This is a genomic window from Alphaproteobacteria bacterium RIFCSPHIGHO2_01_FULL_41_14 (assembly GCA_001767855.1).
Lineage (GTDB): Bacteria > Pseudomonadota > Alphaproteobacteria > UBA7879 > UBA5542 > 2-01-FULL-41-14.
The window spans coordinates 272957-296239 of the sequence record MEMF01000002.1 but is presented as its reverse complement, the minus strand read 5'-3'; the positions used below and the strand labels follow the sequence as shown (position 1 = coordinate 296239).

The window sequence follows — 23283 nt, the reverse complement described above, 5'->3', positions numbered from 1 at the left end:
ATGAGAAAACCTGTTATCGGCCTTAATTTAGATTTTGAAGAAAAAGGAGGCGGATATTCTGTTCGCCCGTATCATGCGCTTACTGAAAAATATATCGCGGCTATCTATAAAAATGGGGGCACTCCCATTGCTCTTCCCTCTTCTAATTTAGATGTGGATGCGGTGCTTGATCTCGTAGACGGTGTCCTCATGACAGGCGGGAACGATTACGATCCCACCTTGTTTGGTCAAGAGATGCCTCTCACCATCCCTTTGAAGATCTCCCACCAACGCTCGAAATTTGATTTTCTGTTGGTGAAAGAGGCTCTCAAAAGAAAGATGCCCGTCTTTGGTATTTGTGCAGGGATGCAAGTCATCAATTATCTGTATGGAGGCACTCTTTTTCTAGATATTCCCACAGAGAAGCCTCATTCACTCAACCATTTCCAGACCCCAGAAGAAATGCATTTACCCTCTCATTCCATAGAGATCACCCCCCACACGCAGCTCTCCAAAATTCTGGGGAATCGGACAACCGTCGAGGTCAACTCTCGTCACCATCAATCTATAAAAACCATTGGAAAGGGAGTCGTTGTGTCAGCCGTGGCGCCAGATGGCATTATAGAAGCCATCGAAGTCCCCAGAGAAAAATTTTGCCTGGGGGTCGAGTGGCATGCCGAATATGAAATTTCAGACGCAGATACGCTACTCATTAAAGCCTTCATCCATGCCTGCCGATCCTAATCTTCCCTCTGATCGGATTGCTAAGGTCATTGCCCGATCCGGACTTTGTTCCCGCCGGGAAGCAGAGGGTTACGTGCTTCAGGGTCGTGTCTCTGTGAACGGTGTGGTGCTCACCTCCCCTGCCCACAATGTTCAGAGCTCCGATAAAATCTTGGTGGATGGAGAAGCCCTTCCCCACCAAGAGGGCGTGAGACTGTGGAAATACTACAAGCCCACAGGGCTCATGTGTTCTCGAAAAGATCCCAAAAACAGAGACACTATTTTCGACGATATCGAAAGGCGTTATCCCAAACTACCCCGCCTCGTGTCTGTGGGACGTCTTGACTATAACTCGGAGGGATTGCTTCTCATGACCAACAGTGGTGCCTTGACCCGCCATCTCGAGCTGCCCAGCACAGGGTGGGTTCGGCGGTATAAAGTGCGCGTCTTTGGAACCCCGTCAGAAGTCGCTCTGAAAAACCTCAAAAATGGTATTAAAGTGGATGGCGTTCAGTATGGATCTGTCATTGCGTCCCTCGAAAAAGTTCAAGGATCCGGCGCCAACAGCTGGATCAAAGTCAGCCTCACCGAAGGTAAGAATCAAGAAATCCGCAAAATCATGGGGCACTTGGGCCACGTGGTGAATCGACTTATTCGTCTGAGTTATGGACCTTTTCAATTAGGCGCACTGAAAGAACATGATCTGGAAGAAGTGCCTGAAAAAGTCATCAAAGAACAATTCGGGAAGAAGTGGCTGGAGTTTTAAAAAGCCACGCCCTTTTCTATCCTTTCCCTCTCATTCCCGCGGAGGCGGAAATCCAGCAAATGAACCCACACAACGAAAATAGTCAGAAGAAAGACTGGGCCCCCGCTTGTCACCGAGGGCGACAGACGGTGAGAGGGGATCACAGAATTTATATGAAACAAGGGCTGACCTCTAACCCCTGCGAATTATAAAGTCGCTGAAAGCAGATGGTAATCTGTTGGATCATACGCAGGAAACATTGAACAGAGAAATCGAACAGAAGTGGCTGGATCCGCTGATTTGATTGCATGAACAACTTTCTTGCCTATATGGATATGTTGTCCTGGAGTTAAAATTTGAGACTTCCCATCCAACGTCACAAGAGCGATTCCTTCTAGAACGATAAAATGGGATTCCATTGTTTTATGAAAATGGGGAGCAACCTCTGTCAGGTCGCAAATGGATATCTCCCACGCCCCTTTTGGATTTATTCCCAACCCATAATCAACATATCCCTCCCCCTCTATTCGCTGAAGGTGACAGGGGGGAGCTGGGCGAAGAGGAACCATTGCTGAGCGAAACTTTTCATTAAGACTATCAGGATTTTGAGCAGCACCAAAGGAATTTATACCGAGGCACAGAAGAAAGAGTATTGTGGTTACCTTTTTCATTGTAGTCCTTCTACCGAACCAATTTTAGGAGCTACCCCTTCTGTCCAATCTTGGGTTCTTTCCCTTTGATCAACCTCAAGATATTTTCGTAGTGCTTGAGGATTAACAGAACGCTTAAGGCTCCCGTGGTATAAAGAAGGGGTTCTCCGTAACTCCAAATCCAGACCGTAAACGGCACCAACAGAGCTGCCAATAACGCAGCTAGAGACGAGTACCCAAAGATCAACGCAAAGCTCACCCAAGCCAAAACCGCTTGAGCCCCCAAGGGAACAGAGAGGCCGAATAAAATACCCCCATAGGTCGCAACACCCTTACCGCCTTTAAACTTGAGCCAAATGGGAAACATGTGTCCGAGAATAACGGCCACGGCCGCAAAATCCTGAACCTGGAATCGTTCACCCAGATAAACCGCCCCATATCCTTTGAGAGCATCACAGAAAAATGTCGCTAAAGCTAAAAATTTATTGCCAGTGCGGAGCACATTGGTGGCCCCAATATTGCCAGACCCAATAGTACGAATGTCTCCTTTTCCCGCCCATTTGGTAAACAAAAGCCCAAACGGAATGGTGCCTAAGAAATAACTCCCTATTAAAACAAGAATAGGAAAAGGACTATTTAAAAAATGATGATCAATCAAAATCTCGTACCTCCCGATTTTTACTGATTACTATAGAGCTGTTAAAGAGTACGCGCAATCCGTTCTATTTCAGAACATTCGATTATGTCGCCCTCGTGAATGTCATTAAACCCTTCAAGCAAAATACCACATTCAAACCCGCTCTTCACTTCCTTGGCTTCATCCGTTGTCCGCTTCAGCGTTTTAATACGGCCTTCGAAGATCATCTCGCCTGCACGCATCAGACGGACTTTGCCCGATTTTTTAATCACGCCATCTGACACATAACAACCCGCCACGTGCCCCAGCCTTGAAATCTTAAATATTCTTCTCACCTCTGCGCGCCCCAAATACTTCTCATTAAGGATGGGTGAAAGAAGCCCGCCTAAGAGATCTTTCACATCGGTAATAATATCGTAAATAATGGAGTAGGTGCGGAGTTCAATCCCTTCCCGTTGGGCAAGTTCCCGTGCCTGGGCATTGGCCTTCACATTAAAGCTCACAATCAAAGCATTCGACGCATTCGCCAATGAAACATCCGTTTCATTTACTTCCCCTACGCCACTGTGAAGGACGAGGACAGAGACCTCTTCCGTTCTGAGTTTCATCAAGCTGGACGCGATGGCCTCCACTGACCCCTGCACGTCTCCTTTGATCAAAATAGCGAGCTCTCTATGGGCTCCCTTCTTGGAAAAGAGATTATCCATCTTCTTTTTATCCAACAGGGCTGCTTGTTTTTCTTTTTTCTTATGGCGACGATATTCGGCAATTTCACGCGCCTTTGATTCCTCTTGCGTCACGGAGAAAATATCTCCCGCCGCAGGCAAGCCATTAAAGCCTATGATTTCCACAGGCATGGAAGGGCCCGCCGTATTCAACGGCTTTCCATGGTCATTTAAGAGCACGCGTACGCGGCCCCACTCAGAACCAGCCACAAAGAAATCACCCGCTTTTAACGTTCCTTTTTGGATGAGCGTCGTCACCACAGGGCCACGACCTTTTTCTAAACGAGACTCCACCACAACACCTGACGCAGACCGATGGGGATTCGCCCGTAAGTGCGCCATTTCGGCTTGAAGCAAAATGGTCTCTTCGAGCTTATCGAGATTTTTCTTTTGAAGAGCTGACACTTCCACGGATAAGACGTCTCCACCCAGTTCTTCAAGGAAGATGCCGTGCTGCATGAGTTCCTGACGCACTCTCTCTGGATTTGCGCCCGGTTTATCAATTTTGTTAATAGCAACGATAAGGGGTACTTTGGCTGCTTTGGCGTGATTAATGGCTTCCACGGTTTGTTCTTTGATCCCATCATCCGCTGCTACCACCAAAACCACAATATCTGTCACATTGGCGCCGCGAGACCGCATCTCGGTAAACGCTGCATGCCCTGGTGTATCAATAAAGGTAATTTTTTGATGAGAGGGTAAGGTTACCTGATAGGCGCCAATATGCTGGGTAATGCCACCCGCTTCTCCCGCAACCACATCGGTGGTGCGCAACGCATCCAACAAAGACGTTTTTCCATGATCCACGTGCCCCATGATGGTCACAACAGGAGGACGAGACTCCAAGGCACCTTCCGCATCTGGCTCTTCCAGGAGAACCTCTTCGATGTCAGCATCCGACACACGCTTGACTTTGTGGCCCATCTCTTCTGCAATCAGCTGAGCTGTATCCGCATCCACGGATTGAGTAATAGTGACCATGGTTCCCATTTTCATAAAACATTTGATCACATCAGATACTTTTTCAGCCATCCGATTAGCCAGATCTTGGATGGTAATCGCCTCTGGGATCGTGACATCTCGAGAAATTTTTTCTTGCACCATTTGTTGGCGCAATAATTTTAGTCTTTCTTTTTCACGGGCACGCTTGATGGCGGCAAGACTGCGTGTCCGGCGGCGCTGATACGTATCTTCACCCCCTTCACTATCGATCACCACATCTGAAACGCTAATTTTTGTGAGACGCCGTTCATCTTGGCGCTTAATCACAGCTGGCCGCGCGGCCGCGTCGTCTTCTTCCCGTTCACGCGCTTTTCGAAGACCTTCTTTTTCTTTATCCGTACCGACTGTTTCTGTCTGTGTTGTCGATGAAACAGCAGCCTCTTCCTCTTCAGCCTCTTGCTTGAGAGAGAGTTCTAATTCTTCTTTTTGCTTGCGATTTTCTTCTGATAATTGGCGTAATTCTGCAGCGCGCTTGGACGAAAGATTAGATTGCGCCGCCTGTTCTTCCATATACTTGGAAGCATCTTGCAGTGCCTTTAATCGGGCTTCTCTTTCTTGATCGGTGAGCTTTTTTCCCTGTGCCCTTAAGACAACCGACTCATGTTCCGCCTCTGACGTCTCCTGACTGAATTTTTCACGCACCCTCAAAACAGGTTTAGAGGATCTGAGTCCAGACCTTTCTGCCGGTGTTTCTGGCTTGCGATCTAGAAGAGATCTATTTTTTTTGACCTCTACGATAACCGTGCGCCCCCCTTTTGAGGACTGTCGAGATTGGGTCTCTGTTAAATCCTTAAGATCAATCTTCCGCGACAGCGTCAAAGGCTTCTTCTCTGTTGAAACTTGATCTTTTTCTTTGTCGCTCATTTTATACTCATCACCCAAGTTGAACTCAACTACTCAAACCAATGAGCTCGTGCTTTCATGATAACTTGATTGGCTTCTTCTTCTTTTAGCGCTGATTTACCAACAATATCCATCAGCTCATCCGAGGAAAGATCCCCAAGGTCATCTAATGTCTTGATGTTGTTTTGCCCTAATTTTTCTTTTATTTCAAGGGAAAGTCCATCCATCTCCATAATCTCCTTGGAAATGCCCAAAGACGCACACCTACTTTTCAGGATCTCTGCCCGCTCTTTCAAAAAGGTTGCGGCCCGTGTTTTTAACTCTGTGGCTAAGGTTTCGTCAAACCCTTCAATGGCAGCAAGCTCTGCGTCACTGACGTCTAGAATTTCCTCTAGAGTAGAAAAGCCTTCCACAGCCAAGAGGTGCGCGATCACCTCATCCACATCGAGCGCTTCGATAAAGAGAGAGGTCTTCCGACTAAACTCTTCCGTACGACGGTCTGATTCTTGCGCTTCTGTCATGATACTCAGTTCCATGCCGGTGAGAAGTGAGGCTAACCTTACATTCTGTCCCCGTCTTCCGATGGCGAGGCTCTGTTGGTCTTCTGGCACAATGACTTCCACCCGATTTTGATCTTCATCAATCACGACTTTTGAAATTTCAGCTGGCGTTAAGGCATTGACAATGAATGTCCCGAGGTCTGCCGACCACAAGATGATGTCAACCTTCTCCCCTTGTAATTCATTCACAACAGCTTGAACTCGGCTTCCTCTCATCCCCACGCACGCCCCCACGGGATCAATGCTGCTGTCCCGAGACCGCACCGCAATCTTGGCACGGCTTCCGGGGTCACGAGCTACAGAAAGGATCTCTATGTTCCCATCATAAATTTCTGGAACTTCTTGGGAAAAAAGTTTGGCCATAAAGTCAGGGTGAGACCGCGACAAAAAGACTTGGGGTCCCCGTGCTTCTTCGCGCACATCCAGCACAAAACAACGTACCCGATCCCCTGGTTTCAACATTTCGCGCGGAATACTTTCATCCCGTCTGAGTAAACATTCCGTGCGGCCAATGTCGATAATGTAATTCCCGTAATCAACCCGTTTGACAATACCACTCACAATTTCGCCAATTTTGTCTTTGAAATCTTCGTATTGCTTCCTACGTTCAGCCCCCCTAACGCGGGAAGAAATAACTTGCCGGGCAGCTTGTGCCCCCACACGGCCAAATTGAACAGGTGGCAAATTTTCGATGAGAAAATCCCCAATGGCAACACCTTTATCTTGCGCTTGTGCCTCTTCGAGGGAGATTTGTTTGGCGGCATCTTCCACCATTTCCACAACTTCTCTGTACCGGTCGATTTGAATGGCACCTGTTTTGCGGTCAATCTGCACCCGAATATCATTTTCGATTCCATATTTGGAACGACCTAGCTTTTGAATGGCCTCTTCCATAGCAATTAACACCTCTTCAGGGTTAATACCTTTTTCCTGGGCCACAGCTTCCGCAATTTGCAATGCTTCTTTGTTTATTGATGCTACCATTCTTTTTCCTCGTAATTTACCTAAATAAAAAGGCGGACCAACGGTCCACCTTGACAATATGAAAAGGATGTTAAGGGGCAGTATACGCCCTTTTTATGATTTGGCAAGTTTTTGTGTTTGAGTTCACACAAGTTTGAGACTTCCCCTTGAACTTTCTCTCTCTTTTTGCCATGATGCCTGGAATAAGGGTCTAAGGGAATGTGGTGTGAAACCACAGCTGCCCCCGCAACTGTAAAAGATGTGATGTGGATCGCAGAGGAAGTTTCTCTTCCTCAATCACTGGGGCGTGATCCCTGGGAAGATTTTCTACATCGTCAATGCTTAAGCCAGGAGACCTGCCCTTATCAGTGTCCTATGTTTTTGATCGGCGGGATCAAGACTCTGTGAATTTTTCTTAAAAAATATTTCATACGCGACCTGACAATAAAAATTAACTATTGAGAAGAAACATGAAAAGGCGGTTGTCTTTGAGTCGGTTTATCTTTGTCCTTGGTCTGATCTCAGGTCTCTCGTTCCAAGGATACGCCGCGTTGGTTCTGACCATTCCCGCCCGACACTCCTGGAAAGAAACCTTGAAAGCCCAGAGCTATAAACCCACTGATGTGGCTGAGACACCCTCTGAAGCCAGAGATGCTTTGGAAGCTCTTCCCAGTTTGATTCTCAAAAAATTAGGGGGGATGGGGCAAATAAGTAATGTGAGCTTCCGCGGACAAACGTCTCGTAACACTTACGTGAGCATCGATGATATCCCCGTTCAAGATGGCGGAGGCTATGTGAACTTCTCTCCCCTTCTCGGAGGAGCAACCCGTTTAACAGAGGTGATCCCGGGCAGTCAGGGCGTCCGTTATGGCAATGGCGCCAGTGGAGGCGTTGTCTTGATGGAAACGCCGTTTCTGCCAGCTGAGAACATCTTCACCGCGGAAGGCGGCAGTTTTCAATGGGGATATGGTCACCTGGCCCACCAAAAAATAACACCTGAGACCCAATGGGTCATTCACGGAGAGGGCTCTCGCACCGCGGGTCTCCCCCAATATGGTAATACCCGAAAACCAGGAGAAAGGGGGCGGGCCCGCTTAGGAAACATGGCCACTCGGTTGGAACATCAAGTGGGAGATACCAGTACCTTTAAGCTCACCGCCAGAGTCCTGGAAACTGAAACAAAATATGACGCAAATACTGTCACCCCTTTATCGCCCAAACCACAGGAAGACCAAGCCACAACTCTGGCCTTATTGGGCCTCGGATTTGAGACCACGACCCATGCTGTTAAAGGCTTTCTGAATCGCAGCAAACTCAAAACCACCAGCTTTCCCGCCTCTTTCTTTTTAATGAGCGGCGCCAGCTATACAGGAACGTACACTCTCTCTCCGCGCTTAGAATCAACTCTCTTAGCTGGCGTTCAGCAAGACCGTATGAACAGCGGCTCTCCCCCTCTCAAAAAGAGTCTCCTCTCCGCTTATGGGGGGTGGATCCAAAAGGCCCATCTCACAGAGACACTTTCCGCTGAAGCAGGTATACGGCTTGACCATCATCAAAAGTTCGGGGGAAACACGACCTATTCCGCTGTCCTGGCTTACGCGAGAGGGAATACCCTTGTGAAAGGGGGGATTCGAACCGGATTTTTAAATCCCGCGCTTTTCGATCTTTATGTGACCAACACCTATGTGCAAGGGAACCCTCTGCTCAGATCTGAACGAACCCGCACCCTAGATATGACCTTTGAACAAACGTTCCCCCATCAGAATATGTCTTTCCAACTCACTCCCTTTTTGACACAAATTACCAACATGATCCAAGGCAACTTACAAAATAATGTGCGTAGAAGCGTAAACCTTCCGGGATCCACCAAAATCTCGGGCGTAGAATCCCAGTTTCTCTATGTGCCTTATCCAACGGTGAGTACAACAATGAGTTATACCTATACAAATCTCGATGCACACCAAGCCAACACAAATCCCGAATTTCCTAAACATAAAGCCTGTTTCCAACTGGATTATGGGCCTACGGAAGATGTCACCCTCAGCCCTGAAATCCTCTACATCGGGAAAAGGCAGAGCACTCAAGGACAAGGGCTCAGGGAATATTCCCTTGTGAACATCGCTCTTAAATATCAGCTAAACCCAGGGGCCTCTCTCTTTGCCCGTCTGGACAATGCCTTCAATACCCGCTATGCACAAACGTATAACTATCAAACTCCAGGAAGGGCCATCTATGTGGGCACACATCTTTATTTTTAGTTTTTTCATGGCTCCTTTATCTGCAAGCATCCTTTCCCTCGATTTATGCGCCGATCAATGGCTTTTAGGGATGGCCTCCCCAGAAGAGATTCACTCGGTCAGTTATGTAGGACAAGACCCCGAGCTCTCTTATTTAGCTTCCCGTACATCCTCTGTCCCTACCCACAGAGGGACCGCCGAAGACTTGATGAACCCCGCCCTTAAAATGGTGATTGGGTATGAACCCATTTCTCCTGTCATCAAAAAGTTATGTCAAAAAAAGAAGATTCGGCTCATTGCTCTTTCTTATCCTCACTCGTTCCAAGAGTTGGAAAAACAAATTCTTTTTTTGTCCCACGTGTTCCACTCTGTACAAGGGGAAAAATGGATCCAACGTTTAAAGAAGAATTCTCCCTGTACGTCCTGTACACAAAAAGCGGCGTTCTACGAAGCCCAAGGGCTTTCTCCTGGAAATCATACCCTCTTAAATGAAGTTCTTCTAGCGGCTGGATATGAAAATCTGTATGGCACCAAAGAAGGATGGACCTATAATTCCTTAGAGTCTCTTCTCTCTACCCCTCTATCCGCTGTTTTCTTTTCAGATACGCCGAGACCTCACCCTCTCTGGGACCATCTCAAAAAGAAAAAAATAACGCTTCAGAAAATTCCCTATCGATTAACCCTGTGTCCCTATCCCCCGGCTGTGTTTGAGTTGATTCGTCTATTGAGAGAAACATCCCATGCGTAAACCCGCCCTGCTCATCATCCTCTTTACGTTGCTCGTCGTCAGCATTTTGAGTTCTCTCTTGGTGGGAAATTTTCCCTTCTCTCTCCTGATAAAAGATTTTGAGACATTTTGGACCGTCCTTGAAATTTTACGACTTCCCCGCACCCTTCTAGCGCTTCTAACAGGTGGTATGTTGGGCCTAACGGGTGCTGTCCTTCAGGGGTATTTAAGGAACCCTCTTGCTGACGCTGGCATTATCGGGATTTCTTCTGCCGCTTCTTTTGGGGCCGTTCTCGCCCTTTCTTTTGGGATCTCTCCTTTTTTAACCTCTTTCTGCGGTGTCATAGGTACCTTCACACTCATGTTTTTTCTGTATGTCATCTCTTTAAAAAAATCAGACATCTTGACACTGATTCTGATTGGTCTCTCTTTTAACAGTCTCTTTAGCGCCTTAACAGCGCTCACCCTCAACCTCTCTAAAAATCCTTACAAAAATTTAGAAATTATGTTTTGGCTTTTAGGATCGTTTGACCAACAACCCTTAGAGAATATTCTTTTTACCCTTCCTTTCTTGGGAGTCGGAGTCGTGCTGCTGTGGATCCAGCGTCCGCTTTTAGATGCCTTAAGCTTGGGAGAAGAGATGGCAGCAACGCTTGGGTATTCCTTAAGGCGATCCACCCAAATGATCATTGTTGGGATTGCTCTTTGCATTGGCCCACTGACCGCCATGGGAGGAACAATTGGGTTTGTGGGGCTTATTGTCCCTCATATCTTGCGGCATTTTCTGAAGGTGAAACCCAGCGATCTTCTTCTTCCCTCTGCCTTGGGAGGGGCTTTCCTCTGTCTTGTGGCCGATATCGTTGTGAGGCTTCTGCCCACGCACACCGAAATAAAAATAGGAGTGATTACCGCTCTTTTGGGTGCTCCTTTTTTCCTGTTCCTCATCCTCAAAAAGAAAGGGTCCTCCCATGATTCGTTTTGAAAACTTTACGTTGAAATACCATTCTAAACTTCTACTCAAAGGTTATTCTGCTCATTTTTCGAGGTCACATCTCATCGGCATCACGGGCCCAAATGGCACGGGGAAAACTTCTTTTTTGCGTGCCATTGCTGGGTTAAATCCTGATTATACAGGAAAGATATCCCTCCATCATAAAGACTTGGCCACGTACTCTCTTAAAGACCTCACAGAGATCCGTACCTATATCCCTGCTACGCTCACCTGTCATTGGCCACTTTCAACCAAACAGGTCATGACCATCCATAACCCGAAATTTCATCTAGATCACCCGCTGTTGAAAACCCTGGCTTTGCATCCCCTTTTAGACCAAAACTTTTTAACCCTCTCTTCTGGTGAAAAAGCGCGCGTGTTTCTAGCGTACGCCGTGATGAGACACACACATATTCTTATCCTAGATGAGCTTACCAGCCATTTGGATGACACCTATCAAACAATCGCCCTTGAGGTACTGCGGGCATATGCACAGCAAGATAAGATTGTTCTTCTGTCTCTGCACCAAAAAAACTTAGCTTTGGATTATTGTGACCAAGTGCTATGTTTGGCCGATCAGCACTTTTCTTTATTAAAAACAGCCCGTCCCATTCTGAAAGAAGTACAAGCCTAAAATGACAACCTATATTATTTGTGGACCTACAGCCTCGGGGAAGTCAACCCTTGCCCTAGATATTGCCCGTCATGTAAATGGTCACATCCTCAATGCGGATAGCATGCAGCTTTACAAAGAGCTCCCCATTCTCTCGGCCCAACCGACGCTTTCAGACCAGGCCTCCGTTCCCCACTTTCTCTATAGTATTCTGCCCATTACTGACATTAACTCGGCGGGAAAATGGCTTCAGTCTGTGGAAGCGGTTTTAAAAAAATCCCCCCCTCATCCCCCCATTCTTGTGGGGGGCACCGGTCTTTATATAAAGACTTTGTTAGAGGGATTAAGCCCCATTCCAGATATCCCTCCCTCTCTGCGTGCAGAGCTAGACTCTCTCTTGGCCGCCACCTCCACCACCCAGATGTTCCAGCTGTTAAAAGAAGAAGATCCGTTGACGGCAGAGAAAATGGACCCCCGGAATACACAACGTATTTTACGGGCTCTTGAAGTCATCCGTCACACAAGAAAACCTCTTCTAGAGTGGCAGAAAATTCCTAAAGAAAAAATCGTTCCCCTCTCCCCCCCTCTGAAAATAATTTTGATCGACCCAGATCGGGAAACCCTGTATGCCGCCCTCAATAAGCGAGTGGAGCATATGCTAGAAAATGGCGCCATCGACGAGGTGAGGCGCTTAAAAGAGCGCCACATCCTGCCCTCCCTCACGGCTAAAAAGACATTGGGATACGAAGAAATTCTATCTTATTTAGAAGGACATCTCGTGCACGGCGAAATGACGGAACAAATTCAGCAAAAAACGCGCCATTACGCCAAACGGCAAATGACTTGGTTTCGGCATCAATTGTCGCCTGATTTTATTTGGCCGAAGATTTACGTACCATCTGATTGGCCTGAGTTTTGGGGAGCAAATCACATACACTCGACGACTCTGCCCTGATGGGGGCATTTTTATCGATTTCCAATCAAATATCTGGCTCTGTCCTCAAAGATCGACGAGCCCATGATGGCAAAGAAAAGATAGAAATTACGAAAAAACCCTCTTACAATAGGATCGGAAAAGGAACTGGAAGCCTCTCTTCCGGTTTCCTAAGGGACTCTTTAAAATGGCCAATGACTTAGAGATCACAAAAAATCAAATTATCTTTCATTCCAAGGATGGGGAGATTAATTTAGAGGTTGTTCTAAAAGGCGAATCAATTTGGCTTAGCCTAATGCAGATTTCAGGGCTATTTCAACGAGATAAGTCCGTGATTTCTAGGCATCTTTCTCAAATTTTTAAAACTAAGGAGCTAGAAAGGAAATCAGTTGTTGCAAATTATGCAACAACTGCCACTGACAATAAAACGTATAAAGTAAACCATTACAATTTGGACGCCATCCTATCCGTAGGCTACAGGGTAAACTCAAAGAGAGGCACAGAATTCAGACGTTGGGCGACTCAGGTTCTCAATCACCATTTGCTTAAAGGATATACTCTCAATCAACGACGTCTCAGTGAAAAAAGCCTCAAAGAAATTACAAGCGCTTTAAATCTACTCCAGAGAAGTCTGAAAGAATCTGGAGAAATTACAGACATTGGAGAAAATGCTTTAGAAATTATTCAAAAATTTGCAAAAGCGTGGCATCTTCTATTAGCCTATGATGAGAATAAGCTAGAGAGACCTGCTGATTTAGAAGTGCCCCCACTTTTGGATGAAGAAGAAGCAGAAGAAGCTATTGCTTCCCTTGCAGAAAAACTCAGAGAAAAAGGAGAGGCTTCAGACCTATTTGCCAGACCTCAAAATCACGGTATTAAGGAAATTTTTGGCAATGTTCATCAAACTTTTGGACAGAAAATGCTCTATCCTTCCGTTAAAGAACGCGCAGCTCACTTATTTTATTTTGTCATTAAGGATCACCCTTTTGTTGATGGAAACAAAAGAACCGCAAGCTTTTTGTTTCTCCTTTATCTAAAACAACATGGTGTAAACACCGATGTCGTTACAAATGAGACTTTGACAACTTTGGCTCTGTTGATAGCTCAAAGTCACCCCTCAGATAAAGAGATACTCATTAAACTGATCCTTAATCTAATTTAGGTCAATTCGCTACGCAGTACGCAGGTTTCTTCAATGATCTAGGGGTCTTAGACATACTCAAACGTTCCTCTTCTCGCACAAGAACTACAAAATCTCCGTAAGTTGAGCTAAAAACTTCCGAAAGAGATCAGTCGACCCAACTGTCTGATTTACGTGTAAAATTCCAGCTCTCAACCTTTCCAATTCTTTTTCACTCATCCCGTCTCGAACCAATCTTTTCTGAAATACGGGACCTGGTTCTGGCAAAAAAGAAATGCCTTCTTGGACAGCTCCTTCGAGAGCCTTCTCACAAAAAGAAATGAGGAAATTAAAGAGTTTATTTTGCATCTGGTACGGCACAGCTCCCTCTAGAGATTCGATCCGTACCCAATACGCCTCTAATTTCCAGGCCCAGCGCATCTGAGCAAAGAGGCGGATGAGTTCCGTTAAAGGCGTCTTCAACCTCTCTTCCAATTCAAAGAAGAAAGTTGTTCCTAATCGATTCACTAAGAAGTTAGCTTCACTGGTGGCAATTAACTCTCGTTTCAGCGGATGTTGGTCGATGAACGTGGGGTATTTTTCTTGCAACGGTTTGGGGAAATACGCCCTTAAATAATGGGTAAGATCAGGGCTTTCTGGTAAATCTGATTCTAAAATTTTCTCGTATAAATACAGCTTTGTATAAGAAACCAGAACAGCAATTTCAGGGCGCGTTAACCCTCTCTGTTTTTCAATCCGTCGTTCCACATCTTCTTCTGACGGGAGCGCTTCTTGATCTCGGTTCAGACGCGTCTCTGCTTCCAAAAACCGAATCAACCGGTTTTGCCGCGCGAGTGCTTTATACCCCCGGCTTTCAATGAGGCTGATGGCCTGCGTTTGAAGATAGTTATGCCGCAAAATCAACTGAGCCACCTCTGCTGTCATCTCTTTTAGCAAGGTATTTCTGCCCTCTTCCTGTAACTTGCCAGCCTTCACAATGCCTTGAAACAGAATCTTGATGTTAACTTCATGATCCGAGCAATCCACACCTGCGGAATTGTCCACCGAATCTCGATTGAGTTTGCCCCCTTTGAGCGCATACGCAATTCTGCCCCTTTGAGTCATGGCCAGGTTTGCCCCTTCCCCAATGATTTGGGCCCTCACGTCCTGGCCATTGACGCGTACCGCTTCATTCGCTCGATCTCCCACTTCCCCCTCTGTTTCTTTGCGATCTTTCACATAAGTCCCGATCCCCCCGAACCATAAAAGATCCACTGGGAGCTTCAGAATCTGCTGGATCAGCGTATCCGGCTTTATATCCCTCTCTGTCACTTTCAAGAGAGCTTGGGCATCTGCTGAGAGACGAATAGATTTTGCCTTCCGTTCGAAAATCCCTCCTCCCTTGGAAAGAAGAGCAGGATTATAATCTGACCACTGAGATCGAGGCAGCTCAAAGAGACGTTTTCTTTCTTTGTAACTCACCTCCACATCCGGTCTCGGGTCAATCAAAATATGGGCGTGATTAAACGCTGCCACCAACTGAATTTTGGGAGAAAGGAGCATGCCGTTGCCAAACACATCTCCCGACATATCCCCCACCCCTACCACGGTAAAGGGATGGTCCATCTTTTTATCTAATTCCCGGAAATGTCTTTTGACAGATTCCCAGGCACCCCGAGAAGTAATCCCCATCTTTTTGTGGTCGTACCCTGCCGATCCGCCAGAAGCAAAGGCATCGCCCAACCAAAATCCATAGTCCTTAGACAACTCATTCGCGATGTCTGAAAAGGTGGCTGTTCCTTTGTCAGCCGCTACTACAAGATACGGATCATCTTCATCCCGACGCTTCACGAAGGGAGGAGGAATAACGTGACCATCTACTAAATTATCTGTAATATCCAACAACCCGCGAATCATGGTTTTATAAGCCTGGATGCCCACATCTTGACGTTCTGCAAACGAAAGATGTTCCAAAGGAGTCCTCACATAAAACCCACCCTTGGCCCCCATAGGGACAATCACTGCATTCTTAACAAGCTGCGCCTTCATGAGTTCTAAAACTTCCTTGCGATAATCCAAGCGTCGGTCTGACCATCGAATGCCCCCCCGTGACACCTTTCCACTCCGCAAATGGATAGCTTCCACCTCTGGCGCATACACAAAAACCTCATACAACGGTTTGGTGTCTGAGAGCGGTTCAATGAGAGCCGGTAAAAATTTTAAAGACACATATTCTTTGGGGTTGCCCGCGTCATCCAGCTGAAAAAAGTTTGTGCGTTGAGTGGCTCTGATGAGCGTCAATAGACCCGAGAGGATGGCTTCATCTTCTCCGCTTTCAATGGCCATCAGATCTTCCTTCATCATAGAAAAGAGAGCTTCTTCTTCCCCTGCTGCAGCTGAAGAAGCCGGATCAAACTGTTTGTAAAACAATTGCCCAAGCTTCTTTAAAAAGGACGGATACCGTTCCAGAGCAGAGACAATGGCGGCTCGCATAAAGGGCCACCCCAATTGGCAAAGATAATGATAATAAGCCCGCACCAATAAGAGATGCCGATCCGTCAGATTGCTCACCAAAACAAGACGGTTAAAGGAATCATCCTCTGCTTTTTGGTGCAGTACTTTCGTGAGAACTTTCAAAAAGTTGCCATAAATATCTTGAAACCGCTCTGTTGGTGAGTGCGCTGGTTCCGCTTTAAAATGATGTAGCCAAACACTCTCTGATCCTTGTCCTATTTTGTAAGAGGCTTCTGTTAAGATACGTAAGCCCATATGTTCAAGAGTGGGAAAAATATCTGACAAAAACAAAGGATGAGCCGGACTAAAAATTTTGACATGAAGGGTGGTGTCTTCTTTGCTCTGGTAGAACCGAATGCCTTTCGACGCCGTTTTCACGGCCTCTTCTATGAAGGGCAGATCTTTTAAAGCCTCTCTGACAGAAAAATGTTCTTGGTATGCAGACGAGAACAAACGCGTGCCCATCAGATCGCTTTTTTTAGTGTGTTCTCGGTATTCTTTTTTCAGACACTCTTCCCACGAGAGAGAGAGCTCAGAGAGGGCAAGCTCTGTACTTTGAATGTCGCACATAATTTTATGCTGAGGATGGGCATCCGTTGAAATAATATATTCAACCCGCGCAAAAGACAGATCCCCCCCAATGTGCGTATTATGAGAGACGAGCGCGCCCTTGTAACAATCTGCCAGCATCTCCCCCATGTCACCCGCCAGGGCTGCCGTATAGCGATCCCGTGGAATATAAATAAGGTTCCACATAAAGTGTCCTAAGGGGTCCGGGAGCACAAACAAAGAGAGCTTGTGTCGTTCCTTTAATTTCAAAATAGACTGGGAAAATTTCGCCAGTTCTGCAACGGAAATTTGGAACAAAAGATCCCGTGGCAACGATTCCAGAATATACATCAACCGCCGCCCGTCATACCAATCTGGCTGGACATGGCAGGCCTTTAAAACTTGGGCAACCTTTGTTTGGATAAAGGGAATATCCTGAAGCCGCGCGTTATATACCGCCGCCGTGAACAGTCCAAAAAATTCATGCTCTCCTCGCACATTGCCTTGGGAGTCAAATGCGGTAAACCGAATCACATCCATGGGCACAGGGCGATGCACTTTAGATTGCACCATGGTTTTCGTCACACTGAAATAGGGAGCCAGACCCCCTGTTTGACTGAGGATGGTTTGTTCGGTGCGCTCGTCTGGACCAAAGAAACTCCCCTTATGTGTTTTGGCGACACCTAATGTTTCTTCCGCCCCACCAGCCGCTGCTCCATAAAACCGATACCCCAAAAAAGTAAAAAATCCTTCATCCAACCATTTGAGAAGATCCGATTGTTCTTTTTTTTCGGTCTCGCTCAAAGGGGTCCTGCTTGAGTGAATCTCTTCTAAACATTTTTGCACCCGCTCCCGCATGGGTTGCCACTCTTCCACGGCAATCTTCACGTCTTGGATTACAGCCTCTAAGCTCTGCTGCAAGTCTCTTTTTTCCGAAGAGGAAAGAGGGTTCTCTAAATGAATATGCAGGAAAGATTCTAATCCTTCTTCCCCTAAAGACGCCTTGCCCCGTTCCAACGAGAGGAGGGTGCCCTCTGCCGTCCGAGTGATTTTTAAAATAAGGTGCAGGAAAAGAGAAATATGGTGGCGCTCGGCCACCAAGGTGGCATAGAGGGAATCCACCAAAAAGGGAAGATGGGGGTGGACAATCTCGATCACCGCCTGATCACCCCCCTGAGTCTGCAGATCTGACAAGTCTGATAAATTGTAAAGGGTCACAGACGACCGCCTCCCTTTTTGCGCATGACAGGCATCAAACCCATGGGACACAAGGCGAACCCATTCCTCCGGCGCATATTGGGCAAGATCTTCAAGCGACGCTTGGGACAGAAAGAAAGAAAGGAACTGATAAAAAAGCGCCGGAAACTTGTACGCTTGAGCCACCGCTTCTATCCGCTTTATGATGGGATTTTTCTCTTGTCTTTTTTCTTGGGGATCCATTCTTAAAAACCTAACCATCTCGACAACGTGGGGTTATCTTAGCAGGATCTGGAAGGGGGATAAACCAGAAAACTTGGAGCGGGAAAAGGGATTCGAACCCTCGACCCCAACCTTGGCAAGGTTGTGCTCTACCCCTGAGCTATTCCCGCTTGTTTATCGCAGGATATTAGCACGCTTCAAACTTTTTGCAAGAGAGAACGCGAGAAAAGATCAGCTTGGCCTTGTCTGAGTTTTTTTATTTCGGAAAATTTAATTTTTTTATATTTTCGCCTTGATGAAAAAAGCGTAGGGTGTCAAAGATCATCATAGCGTTATAACTTTTAAGGAGACCCATCATGAAAGCTGTTCCATGGATATGCGCAACCGCCTTGATAACCTGTTTGTCCTTGCCTTCTTTGCAGGCGGCGGGGGGTGAAGCGAATGAGGAAAAACTACAACAAAAACCCGCAACGCATCTACTCCCGCGGGGAGATGACAAAACCCAACGGAAATTAATAAGAAGTCGAATTCCAACGGGGGAGAGATTTAAGGAATTTCTTGCCTATTTAAATGAAAGAGGAGTTCTTCAGCCTTACAGAGACTCAGGCTTTGATCGAACAAAAATAACGAGCCATATAGTCCTTTTTGAGATCGCTCAGGCCATATGGGTTTTTCAGCAACAGGCAAGGACTCTGAACACCTTTGGAAGTTGAGCTGTAGTTTGGGCCTCTTTTAAACTTCGGAATGGGCAACTTGAGCTAGAGAGGTGTTAAGAGCCTGGAACTGTTGTAGAACCTCCTGATCTTCCTGTGCATCTTCTTTTATTTCCCTTTTAAGTTTCCCTTCAATGTGATATCTCACGAAACGTCGGAATGGTTTACTGTCATCGCTTACATCGTTCCGTGCTTTGTTTACCAACGCCTCCGTTATGCTCTCTTTTGTGTTATCCATTTGGCTTTCTTTAGGAGTTAAAATGGTTTGGATTCTGAAATATCGTTCATCCCTGACGCCACTGGCTTCATAGATATCCTGTAGATTCTCATGAGCCGCTTTAGACGTTCCCTCCATACTAATCTTAATAGCATCGGATGCCCACCTAAGTTTACCTGAGTGCTTTAGTTTTTTATACCGTGAATCAATGTTTTCTTCTCCTGTTCCGATGGATAATAAGACAAAATTATCCAGATGACGTGTCGAGGCAGGGGACATCAGAGAAGCAGAATGGAGAAGACCTAGCTTTAAAGCAGCCAAACACGCACTGTTATCAAAAACGCCTCCATCCACACAAGGATAAGTGCCATTTCTACCGTCTTCAATGGAGACAGATGGGAAATAAGTGGGGGCGGCTGAAGAGCACAAAGCAGCATCCACAAATCTTACTTTAGGAGTTTTGAAACTGCTAAAATAAATAGGCCTGTTTTGAGAAACATCATAAGAAACTATTTGAGCAGGCACCAAAGCATCTGCCAAGGTGAGGTCCCCAAAGTGCCTCTCTAAAAATGCCCTCAAACTATGGTTGCTGTACCGAGGACCACAAAATCCATCACAATTTTTATAGCAAGCACAGCACCCAAAACAAGTCATCATGCTCCAAAGGGTTTTCTTTAGGCTGGAGAAGCACCCCTCATCGTATCCATGACTCACATTTCTCCAACAATTAGCAGGTGTCCATCCTTTGAATACTTCTTTAATCATATCTTCGTAAAAATCCACAATTTCGTTAGCAGGGTATGGACCCTCTTCTCTTTTTCCGGTGGCTTTATTAAAATGAGTTGGTGCCAAAATGGCTAAGGCGATTAAGGACCCTGTTGACGTGCCTGTAATGCCACCTTGAAAAAAATCACAAACTCTTTTCCCCTGCAATTCTTCCTCTAGATAATCGAGGACTGCGGCCGTATAAATACCGCGACCGCCACCCCCATCCAAACATAAAACTCGAGCGAGAGCCAAAGGATCTGCTTCAACTTTCATAGTGTACGGTGAGTGACTTTTCAGGCTAGAACTTGAGGGCATAGAAAACACATCTGGCCCCAAGTCAGCTCCGGCTCCCCATCCACTCAGAACAAAAAACACGGCACCATAAATCAGTGATTTCATCAAATCTCCTCCCCACAAGTACTTTTAGTTTCTATATCGACTAAAAATATAGATCCAGTTGAAAAATCGGAAAAAATCAACCCCGATAAGGACCGTTGGAAAGAGACCCCCAAGAAAAGGCCCGACTACACTATTCTAAATTTTTTCTGCCCCTTGAACTTATGCCGTTCCTTCATGACTTTGAAGGGGGGAGAGGCTGACTTGCTTTGTGAGATGAGACGCAATTTCTTGAATCAGTTTCTTTTGATGAGATAAAAAGAAAAAATTTACTTCCTGCATCAAGGGCCCTTCTTTAGGGAACATTGATCTCAAAGTTTTAGTCAACTGGTCACTTTCTTTAAAGCTGAGCGAGCCAATAACTAACTTAAGCCAAAAGTACAGACGGGGATCTTCTCCAATCTCGTATAAAATATCTGAAAGACTATGCTGTTGATTCGCAAGAGAGACGAAAAAACTGCAAATATGCGTAACCCCTCCCTCTTGCCTCGGCAGATCTTCCAAAAAATCATAGAGTTGATCTTTTAAAGAGTGCGTGCCGTTGTTATTAGAGGTTTTTTCTTTATCGTTTTTAAGTCCTACGATCATTTTTCCGTTCCCCCTCCAAGATTGATATGTCTGACTAATGGTACAAAATATTTTACTTAAGGCTTTAAAAGCGTTCGTCATTGTATCCTATCTTAAACCGTTTCTCCTAATCTTCTTTACATTTTTTTGTAATAATTTCTCCGTGGAGCGTTCACATTCAATTTCTTGAATTTTCTGCTTGCTTTAAGTATGGAGAAGGGGCAGAAGTTTCAATCTAGGAGAGCCCCCCAGCGAAAGTCTTTCTTCTAAAGACAGAGAAAGAGGTGCGGACTTTTCCATTTTAGATGACAATTGGGATAGACTGGGTGATAGGTACCAAAGAGACGCACTCGACATAGTGAAAATATATTACAACTAAGGAACCTTATCAGAACCCCCTTCGGTGTTCTGACAATAATAGTTGGGGTTGTCTCAGATAGCATAAGGATTTGTTAAGGGACAGCCCCTAATTCTCTGGAGTTCTTCTATCCTCATATCTGTTAATATTTTTCCTAGAGTATTTTTTGAAACTTTTGGATATCTCACCCTTGAAAAATTAAAGAAAGCATCTCTGTATTGGGCCCAATCTTGTTGGGTTTTTTTGAGATCTTCCTTTTTAAAACCTATTAAATCGATGAATTTTTCTTCTGAACGTACAAGATATTCACAAGCATCTTTACAGGCAGTTTTAAGATTTTTATTCGATTCATCAAATTCTTCTTTAGAAAAGGAAGAAATTTCGTTCTCTTCAAGCTGTTCGATCAATTTCTTAAAAGCATCATGGTGATTCATCTCTTCCTCAAGGATAAAAGCAGTGCCCGCTGATCCAGATCCATCTATTTCATTCTGAGACTGGCTCAAAAAGTAACGCAAAGCTTTCTTTTTTAATCTTTCAAATGCTTGAATTTGGGGAGGTGTCCAATGTTGAGATAAAATTAGGAAGGCTTTATTGTGCCTAAAGCGCTGAAGATCTCGATGTATGCGTTTACAATATCCCTCACGAAATCCACTTGTTGTATGGTCACAGAAAGAAAATTCCTCTCCTTTCCAACCCTTGGATTTACGTTCCTCTAAATCCATTAATTCTCCCGTCAATTCAAAGTGAGATCCCCCCTCCACAACAGCAAAAAACTGAGCCAACTCGAAATTAGATTTCACACCCTGCCCGTTCCCATAAATCATCATCAGCACAGACAATGCCGCCAGAGAGAGCCTCTCACCTTTGGGTGTTTTCCCCAAGTGTGAATAAGCGATAAGACGTGCTTTTTCGTAGTCGATTTCCCCCCCATATCCATAATAAAATGCCTCAGGATCCTCATTCTCAAGAAGTTTCGCCTTCTCTTCATCCGGCATGTCTTCTAAGGGAAATTCCACTAAATATAAGCGTTTCACCGAATTAGGTGAAAGAATTCTCTCGCCAAGAACCTGTTTATTTTTATAGTTTTTAAAACGTTGATCGAAAAAAGTTTTGATAGAATTAATATTTATCTTTTTTGGATCGGCAATAGCATTGATTCCAAACAAAACTATCCAAAGGATAACCACCACTCGAGTGAAAAAAAAAGACCTGGTTTTCATAATGTCCTCTGCTCAACCATGAGCACACTATCTCCTTTCAAAAAAAATTTCAAGTCTATTTATTAAGATATATCAAATGGTTTTTAGAATACTATGTCCTTTTGTATAGATTGAGTCTGAATGATTTTCTAAAGAAGAACTCGGTATGGGGGATTACCGCCCCTGGTATTCTTTTCTCATTTTTATACACAATTCCTTGAATTTTCTACTTGCTTTAATTATATAAAAGGGGCAGACGTTTCAATAGTGTACGTTACTGCAATGAATACAAGGAGTTTCGGTATGAAAAAAAGTATTTTAATCACCCTGGGGATCGTCTTGTCCCAAGGGCTCAGTGAGGCTGCCACCGGGGGATATGGATATGATGATTATGAAGACCGGATGGCCCGTCTCTCCCTTCGTGCGATGAATGATCAAGCGAGAGCCATGAATCGTCAGGCCAAGATAGAAGAAGACCGCTTGGCGTTTGATAAAGCTCAAGCGGCTAAGACAGCCAAGCAAGAAAGAGAGCAACGCGCTCGTGAGCAAACCGACAGAGAGGACGCCGCCCGTCAACGTCAAGCGAAACAAGATCGTGAGCAAGCCGAGAGAGAAGAAAAAAGACAGCACCAAGAGAACCTCTCCATAGTCAAGGCATTTGCGCAGCGCTTAGAATCAGCCTCCCATAACCCGGTTGCCTGGTGTAGCACAGACAAGTGGGATGACTTTAACTGGACCATGGTTGACCGTATCCAAAACAACAAACCTTTCGGCACTAAGATTGTGGAAGAAGCCCTTAAACGAGACCAGATTATTAATCAAGCGTTGGGAATTCTAAAGAGAGATACGGAGCAACCAGGGGGATGGAATGATGCCAAGACAAAACCACTTGCCATGGAAGCTGTTAGAAAAGGCGTTTTAGATTATCCGTATGCCCAACAAGTTGTAAAGGGCGAAAGAGAAAATGAGATCAGCCGAGCCAAATGTGCCCAACTAGACATAGAAGTCTATCTGTTGGGACGACGTATTGACCCCAAAGGGAACCCTCGTGTTATGGAAAGAATCAGAAACGAGCACATGACCTTGGCTCAAGTTAAAAAGAGATGGTAGAAACGATCTATCTTCTTCGGCTGC

The 23283-nt window shown here is 45.5% G+C and carries 20 protein-coding genes, 1 tRNA gene and 1 other annotated feature; of the genes, 12 read left to right on the top strand and 9 right to left on the bottom strand.

All coding sequences use genetic code 11. The features are described 5' to 3' along the window. The 3 genes from A2621_01460 to A2621_01450 are packed head-to-tail and all read left to right on the top strand — an operon-like array spanning position 1 to position 1659. A complete protein-coding gene (locus A2621_01460; GenBank protein OFW89569.1) occupies positions 1-723 on the top strand; it encodes a hypothetical protein in 723 nt (240 codons plus the stop codon). Continuing rightward, a complete protein-coding gene (locus tag A2621_01455; protein ID OFW89568.1) occupies positions 707-1468 on the top strand; it encodes a hypothetical protein in 762 nt (253 codons plus the stop codon). Before A2621_01460 ends, A2621_01455 begins: the two co-directional genes overlap by 17 nt. Next, positions 1453-1659 (top strand): hypothetical protein, encoded by a 207-nt coding sequence (locus A2621_01450; GenBank protein OFW89567.1) that lies wholly within the window; start codon positions 1453-1455, stop codon positions 1657-1659. Before A2621_01455 ends, A2621_01450 begins: the two co-directional genes overlap by 16 nt. On the opposite strand, the gene A2621_01445 is transcribed toward A2621_01450, so the two are convergent. From A2621_01445 to A2621_01430, 4 genes are read right to left on the bottom strand one after another with little or no spacing between them, the layout of a single operon-like run. Then, entirely contained in the window at positions 1654-2118 is a 465-nt protein-coding gene (locus A2621_01445; protein ID OFW89566.1) for a hypothetical protein, read from the bottom strand. The two genes, A2621_01450 and A2621_01445, sit on opposite strands and share 6 nt — an antisense overlap. Before the next feature lie 31 nt (positions 2119-2149). Beyond that, positions 2150-2752, bottom strand: a complete 603-nt coding sequence (locus A2621_01440; protein OFW90107.1) for a hypothetical protein — start codon at positions 2750-2752, stop codon at positions 2150-2152. A 44-nt stretch (positions 2753-2796) separates the two neighbouring features. After that, entirely contained in the window at positions 2797-5325 is a 2529-nt protein-coding gene (locus A2621_01435; GenBank protein ID OFW89565.1) for a translation initiation factor IF-2, read from the bottom strand. A gap of 29 nt (positions 5326-5354) precedes the next feature. Then, positions 5355-6848: a transcription termination/antitermination protein NusA gene (locus A2621_01430; GenBank protein OFW89564.1), complete on the bottom strand. Its 1494-nt coding sequence runs from the start codon at positions 6846-6848 to the stop codon at positions 5355-5357. Between the two features lie 169 nt (positions 6849-7017). Next, positions 7018-7206 (top strand) — a binding site (cobalamin riboswitch). Between the two features lie 91 nt (positions 7207-7297). Between A2621_01430 and A2621_01425 the strand changes: the two genes are divergently transcribed. The 7 genes from A2621_01425 to A2621_01395 are packed head-to-tail and all read left to right on the top strand — an operon-like array spanning position 7298 to position 13491. Then, on the top strand, positions 7298-9085 hold the full coding sequence (locus A2621_01425) for a hypothetical protein (protein ID OFW89563.1): 1788 nt from the start codon (positions 7298-7300) through the stop codon (positions 9083-9085). Next, the gene (locus tag A2621_01420) at positions 9060-9812 is read left to right on the top strand and encodes a hypothetical protein (GenBank protein ID OFW89562.1); all 753 of its coding nucleotides are present in this window, start codon (positions 9060-9062) and stop codon (positions 9810-9812) included. The genes A2621_01425 and A2621_01420 overlap by 26 nt, the downstream gene beginning before the upstream one ends. After that, positions 9805-10773, top strand: coding sequence for a hypothetical protein (locus tag A2621_01415; GenBank protein ID OFW89561.1), 969 nt, complete (start codon positions 9805-9807; stop codon positions 10771-10773). The genes A2621_01420 and A2621_01415 overlap by 8 nt, the downstream gene beginning before the upstream one ends. Further along, positions 10760-11416, top strand: a complete 657-nt coding sequence (locus A2621_01410) for a hypothetical protein (GenBank protein ID OFW89560.1) — start codon at positions 10760-10762, stop codon at positions 11414-11416. Before A2621_01415 ends, A2621_01410 begins: the two co-directional genes overlap by 14 nt. Position 11417: 1 nt before the next feature. Next, a complete protein-coding gene (locus A2621_01405) occupies positions 11418-12350 on the top strand; it encodes a tRNA (adenosine(37)-N6)-dimethylallyltransferase MiaA (protein OFW89559.1) in 933 nt (310 codons plus the stop codon). Beyond that, entirely contained in the window at positions 12350-12532 is a 183-nt protein-coding gene (locus A2621_01400) for a hypothetical protein (GenBank protein OFW89558.1), read from the top strand. The genes A2621_01405 and A2621_01400 overlap by 1 nt, the downstream gene beginning before the upstream one ends. Continuing rightward, entirely contained in the window at positions 12517-13491 is a 975-nt protein-coding gene (locus A2621_01395) for a hypothetical protein (GenBank protein ID OFW89557.1), read from the top strand. The genes A2621_01400 and A2621_01395 overlap by 16 nt, the downstream gene beginning before the upstream one ends. Before the next feature lie 84 nt (positions 13492-13575). Here A2621_01395 and A2621_01390 read toward each other — a convergent pair whose 3' ends face one another. Further along, positions 13576-17952 (bottom strand): hypothetical protein, encoded by a 4377-nt coding sequence (locus A2621_01390; protein OFW89556.1) that lies wholly within the window; start codon positions 17950-17952, stop codon positions 13576-13578. A 74-nt stretch (positions 17953-18026) separates the two neighbouring features. Next, positions 18027-18101, bottom strand: a tRNA-Gly gene (locus A2621_01385). Between the two features lie 186 nt (positions 18102-18287). Between A2621_01385 and A2621_01380 the strand changes: the two genes are divergently transcribed. Next, positions 18288-18644, top strand: a complete 357-nt coding sequence (locus tag A2621_01380) for a hypothetical protein (GenBank protein OFW89555.1) — start codon at positions 18288-18290, stop codon at positions 18642-18644. Positions 18645-18663: 19 nt separating this feature from the next. On the opposite strand, the gene A2621_01375 is transcribed toward A2621_01380, so the two are convergent. The 3 genes from A2621_01375 to A2621_01365 all read right to left on the bottom strand — a co-directional run bounded on the left by A2621_01375 (position 18664) and on the right by A2621_01365 (position 22170). Then, positions 18664-20028, bottom strand: coding sequence for a hypothetical protein (locus A2621_01375; GenBank protein ID OFW89554.1), 1365 nt, complete (start codon positions 20026-20028; stop codon positions 18664-18666). 159 nt (positions 20029-20187) lie between these two features. After that, positions 20188-20613, bottom strand: coding sequence for a hypothetical protein (locus tag A2621_01370; protein ID OFW89553.1), 426 nt, complete (start codon positions 20611-20613; stop codon positions 20188-20190). A 411-nt stretch (positions 20614-21024) separates the two neighbouring features. Further along, the gene (locus A2621_01365; GenBank protein ID OFW89552.1) at positions 21025-22170 is read right to left on the bottom strand and encodes a hypothetical protein; all 1146 of its coding nucleotides are present in this window, start codon (positions 22168-22170) and stop codon (positions 21025-21027) included. A gap of 282 nt (positions 22171-22452) precedes the next feature. Between A2621_01365 and A2621_01360 the strand changes: the two genes are divergently transcribed. Beyond that, a complete protein-coding gene (locus A2621_01360; GenBank protein OFW89551.1) occupies positions 22453-23259 on the top strand; it encodes a hypothetical protein in 807 nt (268 codons plus the stop codon). The last annotated feature ends 24 nt before the right edge of the window (positions 23260-23283 follow it).